Here is a 12,522-nt window from a genome sequence, read left to right as displayed (position 1 = left end):
CGCCGCAAGGCCGACTTTGTGTTGACGCGACTCAAGATGAGGCGCACCCTAGGTGTATTGGCCGGATAGAGGAGTGTTCCTATGTCTGATGCTGCTATCCTCGCGGATGAAGATCCCCGCGAGTATCATTCTTCGTTCAATCTTGCCCTCGATTCCGCCGCGGGCACGGCATTCAAGTGGCTCATCCTCGGCCACCTGTTCTTCATCGCGGGGCTGTGCGTGCTCACCCTTGCGAATGTCTCGAACGGGGCGGTGTGGATCACGCCCCTGCTCACCTTGCCCCTGGTCTGGGCCGGGCGGAGCCATAAGCTGGCAATGAAGGTCGTGGTGCTGATCATCGGCCTCACCTTTGCGCATTGGGCGGCTGCCCAGCTGGCCAACCAGGTCAATGCGGTCGCCGATCCGATGCGGTTCGGCCTGATCGGCGGCGGCGTCGGGGCCGGGCTGGCCTTGCTGTTCGTGCTGGGCAGCGGGCTTGGCCGGCGCGGAATCGCTTCGGTGATCTTCGCCGTGTTCGGCACGGCGCTGCTGGCGGGCCTCGGTGCGCTGGTCGTCTATCTCTACATGACGACCGGTTCGACGAATGAGACGTTCCCGAGCAACTGGGTCCAGTTGCTCAAGATCTACACGCCCTGGCAGATCGCCTTCGCCTTCGTGCTGGCCAAGGTGCTCCGGCCGGATGGCGCGGTGATCGAGGGATAGGGTTGGACAGCGGGGGAGGGAGTCCCCCGCTGTCCTAGATCAGCCCGGGTATGAAGCGCTTCACGCGCGCGGCATAGGCGTCATAGGCGGCGCCGAACTGTGCGCGGAGGAGCTTCTCCTCGCGGCGGACGCGCATCCAGGTGCCGATCCAGTAGAGCGGCACGCCGATGATGAGCCCGCGCCAATGGCCGAAGCCCAGCGCCATGGCGAGCATGAACACGAACAGGGCAGTGTAGATCGGGTTGCGGATCCACGCGAACGGTCCCCAGGTGACCAGTTCGTGATCGCCGCGCGTGCGGGCGACGATCGCCCAGTTGCGCCCCATCGCCCGGCTGGCCGCGAAGAACAGGCCGATCGTCACTGCCATCAGCACGGCCACCGCCGCCGCCTCGCCGAGCGCCCGGGCATCCGGCCGCCCCAGTTCCAGCGCGAGCGGGCCGAAGCCCACCGCCAGGAAGCCGAGCGATTGCACCGCCACGCCGAGCATCGAGCCGCTGTCGCGCCGGCCGCCGGCCGCCGGCGCCGGTGCGCCGCTGCGGCTGCGCGCGCGGAGCAGCGCGGCCAGGAAGACGAGGAAGCCCAGCCCCATGACGCCGAGCGCATAAGGGCTGGTGGGCTGGGGATGGACGAGTGCGATCATGATCACCTCCGATAGGCTTGGCCCTGATAGGCTTCGACGGCCGCCGAATATTTGAGGATCCGCGAATCCGGATCGACGACGACATGGGCGTCCGCCGGCACGGTCAGCGCCGCGGTGCCGCCCGGCATCTCCACCATGCGCACCTTGCCGTCGACGGCGACTTCCACCGGCAGCGGGAAGGGCTTGTCGTTCGCCACCTTCCAGCGCAGCGTCAGCGTATCTCCCGCGCGCGTCTCGACCAAGTCGGGCAGCGGCGCCTGGTAGAGATAGACGTCGAAGAACCACTGCATGTCGCGGCCGGTCACGGCGTTGACGATCTTGATGAAGTCCGGCGTGTTGGCGAAGCGCGGCGCGAAATTGCCCGGCTTGGGATCGGGGCGGCCATAGACCAGCCGGCGAGTCGCCTCGAAGAACTTGTCGTCGCCGATCAGGTTGCGCAGCGTGTGGAGGATCCAGGCGCCCTTGACGTAGATGTCCTGGCCCGGGCCGCCCTTCTCCTCCTCATACACCTGCTCCTCGGTGCGGATCTGGCCCGAGACGATCGGGGCATGGTTGGTGATCTGGAGGCGGAACTCGTCCATCATCACCGCATAGCGCGCCTCGCCCTCGCGCCAGCGACCATAGAGCGGCTGCATGTACTGGGCGAAGCCCTCGTGCAGCCAGTAATCGTCCCAGTTGCCGGCGGACATCTGGTTGCCGAACCACTCATGCCCCAGCTCGTGCTGGAAGATCTCGTCGAAGCCCGAGGGATATTGCTTGTAGTTGTTGCCGTACGCGTTGATCGTCTGGTGCTCCATGCCGAGATGCGGAGTCTCGGCCACGCCCATCTTTTCGTCGCCCCAGGGATAGGGCCCGATCACGCGTTCGTAGAAATCGAGCGCGGGCGCGAATTCGGCGAACAGCCTGCGCGCCTTTTCGTCGCGGCCCGGCAGATACCAATATTGCATCGGGAAGCTGTTGCCGAAGCGGCTCCTATAGTCGGCCTGGAGCAGCTTGTACGGCGCGATCTGCAGCGTCACCGAATAGGGATTGGGGCTGCGGGCGGACCAGTTCCAGGTCGAGCGGCCGTCGGGCAGCTCGTCGACCTTTACCAATCTGCCATTGCCCGCCGCCTTCAGCCCCTTGGGCACGGTGATGTGCAGGTCAACGGTATCCGGCTCGCCGCGCGGGAAGTCGAGGCAGGGCCAGAACAGGTCGCAGCCATAGCCCTCGGCGGTGCTGGCGACCCAGGGCTGGCGATCGGATCCCGGCGTCCTGGCCCAGACCATGCCGTCGTCCCAGGGCGCGCGCACCGCGACGTGCGGGGTGCCGCCATAGGTGATCTTCACTTCCGCCTTGCCGCCGGCCTTGAGCGGGCGCGGCAGGGTGACGGTCAGCCGGCCTTCGGGGTTCGACCAGTCGGCCGGCGCCAGCGCCTTGCCGTCGACGCTGATCGCGGTGACCGGCAGGTTGCGGTCGAGATCGATCTGGAGCGCCTTCTGCGCGATCGCGCTGGTGATCGTCAGCACCGCGACACCGGCGATGCGCTGCCTGTCCGGGAACACTTCGATCGCGAGGTCGACATGGTCGAGGTGCAGCGCGGCGCGCTCGGGGCTGATCGGGCCGCCCGACTGCTGCGTGGTCGCCGTGATCGGCGGCTCGCCGGGCTTGACCTGGGCATGGGCGGCATTGGCGGCGAGAGCGAATGCCGAGGCGGCGAGGAGATGGTTGCGCATGGGATCCTCCTTAGCGCGGGCTCTGCGACGCGCGCCACGCCTGGAAGGCGTCGATATCGGCGGAGCGCTTCAGGATTTTCGACCAGGGATCGACGACGTAATGCGCACCGGCCGGCAAGGCGATCGTGCCGCTGCCGCCGGTCATGGCCAGCGTTTCCAGCCGGTCGCCCAGCTGCACTTCCACGGGCATCGGGAAGGGCCGGTCGCCCGGCGTCTTCCACCTGAGCGTCAGCCGGTCGCCCTGCCGCTCTTCGATCAGCTCGGGCAGCGCCGCCTGGTAGAGATAGACGTCGAAGAACCATTGCAGCTTGCGGCCCGAGGTCTGCTCCATGAAGGCGATGAACTCGGGCGTGGTGCGATAGAGCGGCTTGAAATTGCCCGGCCTGGGATCGGTGCGGCCATAGACCGCCAGGCGCAGCCCGTCGAAGAACGCCTTGTCGCCGATCAGCCCGCGCAGCGTGTGCAGCACCCAGCTGCCCTTGGTGTAGATGTCGCCGCCGCGGCCGTTCTTGTCCTCATAGACGTCCTCGGCCGATTGCGGCGTGCCGCTGACGATGGCCGACCTGGCGCGGATGCCGATGCGCTCCTGGAGCATCATCGCGGTATAGCTGCCCTTGCCGTCGCGCCATTCGGCGTAGAGCGGCTGCATATAGGTGCCGGTGCCCTCGTGCAGCCAGAAATCGTCCCAGTTGCTCGCGGTCAGCTGGTTGGCGAACCATTCATGGGCGAATTCGTGCTGGAACAGATCGTCATAGCCCCAGGGGGTCTTGGCGTATTTGTTGCCATACGCATTGACGGTCATGTGCTCCATGCCCTTGTGCGGCGTCTCGACCACGCCGAGCTTCTGGTCGCCAAAGGGATAGGGGCCGAGCATGCTCTCGAAGAAGTCGAGCGTCGGGGCGAATTCGGCGAACAGGCCCCTGGCCTGTGCCTCCTCGCCGGGCAGGTACCAATAGAACATCGGGATGGTGTTGCCGAAGCGGCTCTTATAGTCGCCCGAGATCACCTCATAGGGACCGACATTGAGCGCGACGCCGTAGAGCGTCGGGTCGGTGACGTGCCAGTTCCAGGTCGAGCGGCCGTCGGCCAGCATGTCGGTGCCCTTGAGCACGCCGTTGGAGATCGCCTTCAACCCCTTGGGCACGGTGATGTGCAGGTCGATGAAATCGGGCTCGTAAGTGGGGTAGTCGATGCACGGCCAGAACAGGTCGCAGCCTTCCATCTGCACCGCCGTCGCCACCCAGGGCTGACCTTGCGGCGTCTTCGCCCAGACGAAGCCGCCGTCCCAGGGCGCCCGCACCGCGACGTGCGGCGTGCCGGCATAGGTGATCGCCGCGGTCACCGTGCCGCCAGCGCGAACGGTTTTGCCGAGCTGGATGGTCATCCGGCCCTCGGGATTGCTCCAGGTCCCCGGCTTCAGCGGCTTGCCGTCGATTGCGATCGCGCTGACCGGCAGGTTGCGATCGAGATCGATGACCAGGGTCTTGATCGGCGCGGTGGCGACGAAGCGCAGCGTGCCCAGGCCCCGGATCGACTGGCTGTCGGGCAGCACTTCGATCCTGAGGTCGGCACTCTGGAAGCGCACCAGCTTCTGCACCGGATCGAGCGGGCCGCCGGAGCTGCTCGTCTGCGCGGTGAGTGGCGGCTCGCCCGGCTTGACCACCTGTGCGGCGGCGGGAGCGGCGGCGAGCGCCAGGGCCGAGATGGCGAGGAACGGGAACGTGCGGATGCGAGCCTCCTTCAGGCAGGGACGACGATGCGTGCGGCGGGCGCGACGAGGAATTGAACCGGCCTTGCCCAGCGCGGGCAAGGGAAATCCGCAGCGCGGCGGGAAAGGGGGGGCCTGCTCTCCGTCCCGGCGCCGACTCGCTCTCGCGGAGCCGGACGGCCGATGCCCTGCCTGGGCGCAAACCCGGATGGACCTGCGGTTTCCGGCGCGGGGAGGGCCGATGCGAGCGCGAAAATCCTTGCCCGTGCCGCAATGGGAAGCAACACTCCACAACCTAACCGCGTTCGGCGATTGATGCAGGCAGCCCAGCCCCCATATAATGGTGCTGAGGAGCCCTGTGCGGGCTCAGGAGTATCCATGAAGCATTCCTACCCCGTTCTTCCCCTCCGGGACATCGTCGTCTTCCCGCACATGATCGTGCCGCTGTTCGTGGGCCGCGACAAGTCGGTCGCCGCGCTTGAGGCGGCGATGGCCGACGACAAGGAGATATTCCTCGTCGCCCAGCTCGATCCGGCCGAGGACGATCCGGGCCGCGAGGACCTGTACGACACCGGCGTCTCCGCCGAGGTCCTCCAGCTGCTCAAGCTGCCCGACGGCACGGTGCGCGTGCTCGTCGCCGGCAAGGAGCGCGGCGTGCTCGTCTCGATGGAAGAGGGCGGCGCCTATCTGACGGCGAACGTCGCCCCGATCGAGGACGATGCGGCCGACGGCGCCGAGCTCCAGGCGCTGATGCGCTCGGTCGTCGACCAGTTCGAGAACTATGCCAAGCTCAACCGCAAGCTGCCGGCCGAGACGGCGGTGCAGCTCGCCGAGCTGGAGGACGCCTCGCGCCTGGCCGATGCGGTTGCCGCCAACATCGCGGTGAAGGTCGCCGAGAAGCAGTCGCTGCTCGTCGAGACCAATCCGATGAAGCGCCTCGAGATGGTGTTCGCCTTCATGGAGGGCGAGCTCGGCGTGTTGCAGGTCGAGAAGAAGATCCGCAGCCGCGTGAAGCGCCAGATGGAGAAGACGCAGCGCGAATATTATCTCAACGAGCAGCTCAAGGCGATCCAGCGCGAGCTGGGCAACGAGGGCGAGGAAGGCGATGGCGACGAAGTCGCCGAGCTGACCCAGAAGATCGCCACGCTGAAGCTCAGCAAGGAAGCGCGCGCCAAGGCCCAGGGCGAGTTGAAGAAGCTCAAGACCATGGCGCCGATGAGCGCCGAGGCGACCGTGGTCCGCAACTATCTCGACGTGCTGCTGGGCCTGCCCTGGGGCAAGAAGTCGAAGCTGAAGAAGGATATCGCCGAGGCGCAGAACGTGCTCGACGAGGACCATTACGCGCTCGAGAAAGTCAAGGACCGGATCGTCGAGTATCTCGCGGTCCAGGCGCGCACCAACAAGCTGAAGGGGCCGATCCTGTGCCTCGTCGGTCCGCCGGGCGTGGGCAAGACCTCGCTGGGCAAGAGCATTGCCAAGGCCACCGGACGCGAGTTCATCCGCCAGTCGCTGGGCGGCGTGCGCGACGAGGCCGAGATCCGCGGCCACCGGCGAACCTATATCGGCTCGCTGCCGGGCAAGATCGTGTCGAACCTGAAAAAGGCCGGCACGTCGAACCCGCTGTTCCTGCTCGACGAGATCGACAAGCTTGGCCAGGACTTCCGCGGCGATCCGGCAAGCGCGCTGCTCGAGGTTCTGGATCCGGAGCAGAACAACAAGTTCAACGACCATTATCTGGAGATCGACATCGATCTTTCGGACGTGATGTTCGTGTGCACCGCGAACTCGCTGAACCTGCCGCAGCCGCTGCTCGACCGCATGGAGATCATCCGGCTCGAAGGCTATACCGAGGACGAGAAGGTCGAGATCGCCGAACGCCACCTGATCGAGAAGCAGATCGAGGCGCATGGGCTCAAGGCCGGCGAATTCACGCTCACGCCCGAGGGACTGCGCACGCTGATCCAGAAATACACGCGCGAGGCGGGCGTGCGCACGCTCGAGCGCGAGATCGCCAAGCTTGCCCGCAAGGCGCTGCGCAAGATCCTGGAGGGCAAGGCCGAGAGCGTGACGATCACGCCCGAGAACCTGTCCGAGTTCGCCGGGGTACAGAAATATCGCCACGGCCTGGGCGAGGAAGAGAACCAGATCGGCGCCGTCACCGGCCTCGCCTGGACCGAAGTGGGCGGCGAGCTGCTGACGATCGAGAGCGTCACCGTGCCGGGCAAGGGCATGATCAAGACGACCGGCAAGCTGGGCGATGTGATGAAGGAATCGGTCGAGGCCGCGTTCAGCTTCGTCAAGGCGCGCAGCCCGGCCTATGGGATCAAGCCGAGCCTGTTCGGGCGCAAGGACATCCATGTCCACCTGCCCGAGGGCGCGGTGCCCAAGGACGGTCCGTCGGCGGGCATCGGGCTGGTGACTGCGATCGTGTCGACGATGACCGGCGTGCCGGTGCGGCGCGACATCGCGATGACCGGCGAGGTGACGCTCCGGGGACGCGTGCTGCCGATCGGCGGGCTCAAGGAGAAACTGCTCGCGGCGCTGCGCGGCGGCATCAAGACGGTGCTGATCCCGGAAGAGAACCAGAAGGATCTCGCCGAGATCCCGCAGAACATCCGCGACGGGCTGGAGATCGTGCCGGTCAAGCATGTCGACGAGGTGCTGCGCCTGGCGCTCACCGAGGGGCTCACGCCGATCGACTGGAGCGAGGCCGACGAGCTGGCGGCGCAGCCTCCGACGGGCAGCACGGGCCGAGGAGACGCCGTCCATCATTGATGGACGGGGCTGTCCCTAACGCCCCGGTCACCGTAACCTTTTCGTCATTTGGAGAGAAAAGCGCGTCGAATCGTTTTGACAGCGCGGGCGGGGGCGTGCTGACGTGATCGCTCGGCCCGCCGCCGCGACTCACGCATTTCTGCGTATTCATGAGGGGGAACATCACGAAATGAACAAGCAAGAGCTGATCGGCCAGGTCGCCGACACCTCGGGGCTCGGCAAGGGCGATGCGAGCAAGGCCGTGGAGGCCGTGTTCGATGCCATCCAGGCCGCGCTCAAGAAGGGCGACGAAGTTCGCCTGGTCGGCTTTGGCACCTTCTCGGTCAGCAAGCGCAAGGCGTCGACGGGCCGCAACCCGCGTACCCGTGAGCCGATGACCATCAAGGCGTCGAACCAGCCGAAGTTCAAGGCGGGCAAAGGCCTGAAGGACGCGGTCAACTAAGGTCCGTCAAAAGCGGGTTTTGGGGCTGGACAGCTGGGGCTGCGCCGCCTAAAGGCCCGCTTCCCATTTCGGCCGAAAGCTTCAAGGGGCTTTCGGCGATGGGCGCGTAGCTCAGTGGTAGAGCACACCCTTCACACGGGTGGGGTCGTAGGTTCAATCCCTACCGCGCCCACCATTTCAAAAGCCCGTCAGGTCGTCCGACTTGGCGGGCTTTTTCTGCGCGTGCCATGCGCTTGTGCGGAGGGCGCGTTTCGCCCTTCTTTGGGCCGGCTCGCTAAACTACTGCGGGAATCCATAGGGGCGGGGCCGGTGCGTCGTGCGAAGCCTTCGGTTCGGCAATGACCATGGTGTCGCCGACGCCGGAACGAAGGGCAGCGCATGGACCGTATCGTCGAGTTGCACGAAGTTCGCCATGTGCACCGCGTGTGCCTGCGCGACTTCGGTTTTCCGGAAATTCATGCGTATTGGTGCGAATGGGCGCATCCGCACATAACCGACGACCGCAGCCTGACGCACCTGGTCGAGGTCCATGCGCGGATATGGAACTGGTCGAAGTTCATCGCCCCGGGCGCCACCTGCATCGATATCGGCGCACATAGCGGCGACACCGTCGTCCCGATGGCGATCTGCGCCTATGGAGGAGCGGAGCGGAAGGGGACGATCCTGGCGATCGAGCCGAACCCCAAGGTGGCACCCGTCCTGGAGCTCAACCTGCTACTGAACGCCAACCTGGCCGAGTTGCGCGCGGTCAACAAGGCGGTCACCGAGCAGCCAATGGCGGAAGTCGAGATCGCGGACCATGCCAATTGGGACTGCAATGGCGGGATCATCGACGGGAGCTTCTCGAACGCATTGCAGGATCGCCTGCAGGGGCTCGCGAGATCGACGATCAAGGTACCGGGCGCGCCGCTGGCGGACATATGCCGGGAATTCCTCTCGCCCGAGGAACTTGCGCGGCTTTCGTTCATCAAGACGGATTGCGAGGGATATGACAAGCAGATCCTGCGATCCTCGTTTGAACTGATCGATCGGTACAAGCCGACCTTGTTCGTGGAATGGTTCAACTATTTCTCGCCGGAGGACACGTCCGACCTGTTCGAGGTGATCGAGCAGATCGGCTATGCCGCATATCATCCGATGACCGGCGCGCCGCAGCGGCCGGACGAAAAGATCGACGATCTCGTCCTGCTTCCGCGGCAGGTGGACGCGCGGGATCGCTTTCGTCTCGATCCCTGATCGCCATGGGTTGGGCGGCGGGTTTCTTTGTTTCCGCGCCTTTCCATCCCGCCCGACACCGCGAAAGAATATTGCGCGACGCCGGGGTGCGTGACACTCTTCTCCCAGACGCGCCTACGTCTCAATTTTTCGGGGGATCTCCATTGAAGAAATATCTGCTGCTCGCATCGGCCATGGCTGTGCTCGCTGTGCCTGCGACCGGTTTCGGCCAGCAATCCACGGCGCCCGCTGCCGCGGGCACGACCGCCGCCGATGCCGGCGCGACGCGCTACGGCACCTGGGGCTTCGACCTGACCGGCATGGACAAGAGCGTGAAGCCGGGCGACGACTGGTATCGCTTCGTCAACGGCGCCTGGACGGATCGCACCCCGATCCCGGCCGACCGCTCGTCCTTCGGCGCCTTTGCCGTGCTGCGCGATCTCTCGGAAGTGCGGATGCGCAGCCTCATCTCGGGCTATAGCGCCACCGACAGCGCGCATCCGGACCGGATGAAGGCGGCGATCCTCTATTCGGGCTTCATGGACGAGGCGCTGGCCGAGAAGCTCGATGCACAGCCGCTGCTCGATCGCCTGGCGCCGGTGAAGGCGGCGGCCGGCAAGGATGACCTGGCCCGGCTGATGGGCGCCTCGGTCGGCGGCTTTGGCGGCAGCTTCTTCGGCGTGGGCGTGAACGACGACGCCAAGAACCCGGACGTCTATGCCCTGTATCTGCGCCAGTCGGGCCTGGGCCTGGGCGATCGCGACCTCTATCTCGACACCAAGTTCGCGCCCCAGCTGGCGCGCTACCAGCAATATGTCGCGCAGCTGCTCGGCATGGCCGGCTGGGCGGATGCCGAGGCGGCTGCCGCCAAGGTGGTGGCGATGGAGGCCCGGATCGCCAAGGCGCACTGGACCCGCGCCCAGAGCCGCGACCGCGACAAGACCTACAACCCCACCGGCATCGCGGAACTGAAGGCGGCGGCGCCGGGCTTTGGCTGGGACGCCTTCTGGGCGGCGGCCGGGCTCGGCAAGGCGGACCGGGTGATCGTCGCGCAGAACACTGCGATTCCCGCGATTGCCCAGGTCTTCGCCGATACCGATCTCGACACGCTCAAGGCCTGGCAGGCTTTCCGCACCACCGACGATATCGCGCCGATGCTTTCGAAGCGGTTCGTCGATGCGCAGTTCGAGTTCCGCTCGAAGTTCCTCAACGGCCAGCCCCAGCAGCGCGAGCGCTGGAAGCGTGGCGTGGCTTTCACCGAGCGGACGATCGGCGAGGGCGTGGGCCGCGACTATGTCGCGCTCTATTTCCCGCCGGCCTCCAAGGCCAAGATGGACACGCTGGTATCCAATCTGCGCGTCGCGCTGGCCGGCCGCATCGACCATCTTGCCTGGATGAGCCCGGCCACCAAGGCGCAGGCCCAGGCCAAGCTCAAGGGCTTCACCGTCAAGATCGGCTATCCGGACAAGTGGCGCGACTATTCGGCGCTCGACGTGAAGCCGGGCGACGTGGTCGGCAATGCCGAGCGTGCCGGCCGCTTCGAATGGGACTATCGTCGCAATCGCCTGGGCGGGCCGGTCGACAAGGCCGAATGGGGCATGACCCCGCAGACGGTGAACGCCTATTACAACTCGGTGAAGAACGAGATCGTGTTCCCGGCCGCGATCCTGCAGGCGCCCTTCTTCGATCCACAGGCCGACGACGCAGTCAATTATGGCGGCATCGGCGGCGTGATCGGGCACGAAATCAGCCACGGCTTCGACGATCAGGGCCGCAAGTCCGACGGCAACGGCGTGCTGCGCGACTGGTGGACGGCCGAGGATGCCGCCAAGTTCGAGGCTCAGGCCTCGCGGCTCGGCGCGCAGTACGAGGCCTATAGCTTCGACGGGCTGCCCGGCGTGCACATCAACGGCCGCGCCTCGATGGGCGAGAATATCGGCGACCTGGGCGGTGTGCTGATCGCGCTCGACGCCTATCACCAGTCGCTCGGCGGCAAGAAGGCCAAGATGATCGACGGCTTCACCGGCGACCAGCGCTTCTTCCTGGGCTGGGGCCAGGTGTGGCGCACTCTGTTCCGCACCGAGGCGCTGCGTCAGCAGCTGGTCAGCGATCCGCACTCGCCGGGCCAGATCCGGGCGGTGAACCCGCTGCGCAACGTCGATGCCTGGTATGCGGCGTGGAAGATCGGGCCGGACCAGAAGCAATATGTCGCGCCCGCCGAGCGCGTGCGCATCTGGTGACGTGCCGGGGGCCGGAGAGGGCATGCTCCGGCCCCTTTTTCAGCAGGCGCTATTTGGCCTTCCCCGCCTTTTCCTCGGCCAGCCGCTTCGCCAGTGCCGTCGCGGATCTGGCGGCATAGGCACGGCAGGCGCCCGGATCGACATAGGGGTTCGGCCGAGTTCCCCGGGCGAAGCGCGCATATTTCTCGACGCCGCCGGAATTGTCCGGATGGGCGCTGAACATGATGTCGCAGGGCAGGGCGCGGAATTTGGCCTGGCTGGCCCGGAAGCTGGCCACCACCTCGGGGTGCCTGGTGAAGCGATAGCCGTTTGCCGCCACCGGGTTCAGGCTCGCGGCGAACACCATCGCCCGGCACGCCCGCCCCTCGCAGCTTCGCCAGGTCCAGCTCATGCTGCCCGGCGTATGGCCCGGCGTGGCGCGGGCGGTGACGGTGACGTTGCCCAGCCGGATCGCTTCGCCATCGCGCACCACCCTCACCCGGGAGACGGCGGGAAAGGGCACCAGCCATGCCGCCTGCGGATCGTCCGCGCTGCTCATGCCGCGCTTGAGCGACGCCGCGGCCCAGTCGCTCGCCAGCACGGTGGCGTCACTGTCGCGCACCAGCGCGGCGAGCCCGCCGGCATGGTCGAAATGCGGCTCGGTGCTGAGGATCAGCTTCACGTCCTCGATGCGATAGCCCAGCTTCTTCAGGTTCGCCTCGATCGCGCGGACCGATTGCGGCACGGCGCTGTCGATCAGGATCAGGCCGCCGCCGGTGTCGATCAACGCGACGTTCATGCCTTGGAAGCCGACCAGATAGCTGTTGCCGAACACCCGGATCGGCGCTTGCGGGCCGATCCACTTGGCCGCCGCCTCTGGGGCGATCGGGCGCGTGAGCGGGTCGTCCTGCTGCTGCTGCTGCTGCGGCACGGGGGCGGCGGCGAGCAGGGCGAGGGCGGCGAGATGGATCGGTTTCATCGATATTTCCCTGGTTGCTGGCTCCGCGAAATGGCCCGTGCCCGGCCACGCGCGCAAACCAGCATTTCTCGGAAGAGCCATTAGCGGGATTGATGGCTCGCCTGGCCATGCCTAAGCGCTGCTCGGG

General features: G+C 66.3%; 9 protein-coding genes and 1 tRNA gene. 6 read left to right on the top strand and 4 right to left on the bottom strand.

The features are described from left to right. Positions 1-81: 81 nt before the first annotated feature. Positions 82-702: a hypothetical protein gene (locus FFS08_RS04575; RefSeq protein WP_137864309.1), complete on the top strand. Its 621-nt coding sequence runs from the start codon at positions 82-84 to the stop codon at positions 700-702. Between the two features lie 34 nt (positions 703-736). Here FFS08_RS04575 and FFS08_RS04570 read toward each other — a convergent pair whose 3' ends face one another. From FFS08_RS04570 to FFS08_RS04560, 3 genes are read right to left on the bottom strand one after another with little or no spacing between them, the layout of a single operon-like run. Then, positions 737-1,342, bottom strand: coding sequence for a methyltransferase family protein (locus FFS08_RS04570; RefSeq protein ID WP_137864308.1), 606 nt, complete (start codon positions 1,340-1,342; stop codon positions 737-739). A 2-nt stretch (positions 1,343-1,344) separates the two neighbouring features. Further along, positions 1,345-3,057, bottom strand: a complete 1,713-nt coding sequence (locus FFS08_RS04565) for a M1 family metallopeptidase (protein WP_137864307.1) — start codon at positions 3,055-3,057, stop codon at positions 1,345-1,347. Between the two features lie 10 nt (positions 3,058-3,067). After that, positions 3,068-4,786 (bottom strand): M1 family metallopeptidase, encoded by a 1,719-nt coding sequence (locus tag FFS08_RS04560; RefSeq protein WP_502702007.1) that lies wholly within the window; start codon positions 4,784-4,786, stop codon positions 3,068-3,070. 357 nt (positions 4,787-5,143) lie between these two features. Here FFS08_RS04560 and lon point away from each other — a divergent pair, with 357 nt between their 5' ends. The 5 genes from lon to FFS08_RS04535 all read left to right on the top strand — a co-directional run bounded on the left by lon (position 5,144) and on the right by FFS08_RS04535 (position 11,437). Then, positions 5,144-7,540 carry an endopeptidase La gene (gene lon, locus FFS08_RS04555; RefSeq protein WP_137864306.1) on the top strand — a complete coding sequence of 799 codons (2,397 nt, stop codon included), beginning with the start codon at positions 5,144-5,146 and terminating at the stop codon, positions 7,538-7,540. Between the two features lie 169 nt (positions 7,541-7,709). After that, positions 7,710-7,982: an HU family DNA-binding protein gene (locus tag FFS08_RS04550; RefSeq protein ID WP_086129015.1), complete on the top strand. Its 273-nt coding sequence runs from the start codon at positions 7,710-7,712 to the stop codon at positions 7,980-7,982. A 100-nt stretch (positions 7,983-8,082) separates the two neighbouring features. Further along, positions 8,083-8,157 (top strand) — tRNA-Val (locus tag FFS08_RS04545). Between the two features lie 203 nt (positions 8,158-8,360). After that, positions 8,361-9,218, top strand: coding sequence for an FkbM family methyltransferase (locus FFS08_RS04540; protein WP_137864305.1), 858 nt, complete (start codon positions 8,361-8,363; stop codon positions 9,216-9,218). 173 nt (positions 9,219-9,391) lie between these two features. Beyond that, positions 9,392-11,437 (top strand): M13 family metallopeptidase, encoded by a 2,046-nt coding sequence (locus FFS08_RS04535; RefSeq protein ID WP_137864322.1) that lies wholly within the window; start codon positions 9,392-9,394, stop codon positions 11,435-11,437. Positions 11,438-11,486: 49 nt separating this feature from the next. Here the strand turns inward: FFS08_RS04535 and bla are convergent, their stop codons facing one another. Continuing rightward, positions 11,487-12,395 (bottom strand): subclass B3 metallo-beta-lactamase, encoded by a 909-nt coding sequence (gene bla / locus FFS08_RS04530; protein WP_137864304.1) that lies wholly within the window; start codon positions 12,393-12,395, stop codon positions 11,487-11,489. Between the last annotated feature and the right edge of the window lie 127 nt (positions 12,396-12,522).

This window comes from Sphingomonas sp. 1F27F7B (assembly GCF_005503355.1).
Taxonomy (GTDB): Bacteria; Pseudomonadota; Alphaproteobacteria; order Sphingomonadales; family Sphingomonadaceae; genus Sphingomonas.
Note: the sequence above shows the minus strand (reverse complement) of the source record. Positions and strands in the feature narration are given on the sequence as shown.

Coding starts and splice junctions, on each gene's coding strand:
- FFS08_RS04570 (WP_137864308.1), bottom strand. CDS start 1,342: ATGATCGCACTCGTCCATCCCCAGCCCACCAGCCCTTATGCGCTCGGC.
- FFS08_RS04540 (WP_137864305.1), top strand. CDS start 8,361: ATGGACCGTATCGTCGAGTTGCACGAAGTTCGCCATGTGCACCGCGTG.
- FFS08_RS04535 (WP_137864322.1), top strand. CDS start 9,392: ATGGCTGTGCTCGCTGTGCCTGCGACCGGTTTCGGCCAGCAATCCACG.
- FFS08_RS04565 (WP_137864307.1), bottom strand. CDS start 3,057: ATGCGCAACCATCTCCTCGCCGCCTCGGCATTCGCTCTCGCCGCCAAT.
- FFS08_RS04575 (WP_137864309.1), top strand. CDS start 82: ATGTCTGATGCTGCTATCCTCGCGGATGAAGATCCCCGCGAGTATCAT.
- FFS08_RS04550 (WP_086129015.1), top strand. CDS start 7,710: ATGAACAAGCAAGAGCTGATCGGCCAGGTCGCCGACACCTCGGGGCTC.
- lon (WP_137864306.1), top strand. CDS start 5,144: ATGAAGCATTCCTACCCCGTTCTTCCCCTCCGGGACATCGTCGTCTTC.
- bla (WP_137864304.1), bottom strand. CDS start 12,395: ATGAAACCGATCCATCTCGCCGCCCTCGCCCTGCTCGCCGCCGCCCCC.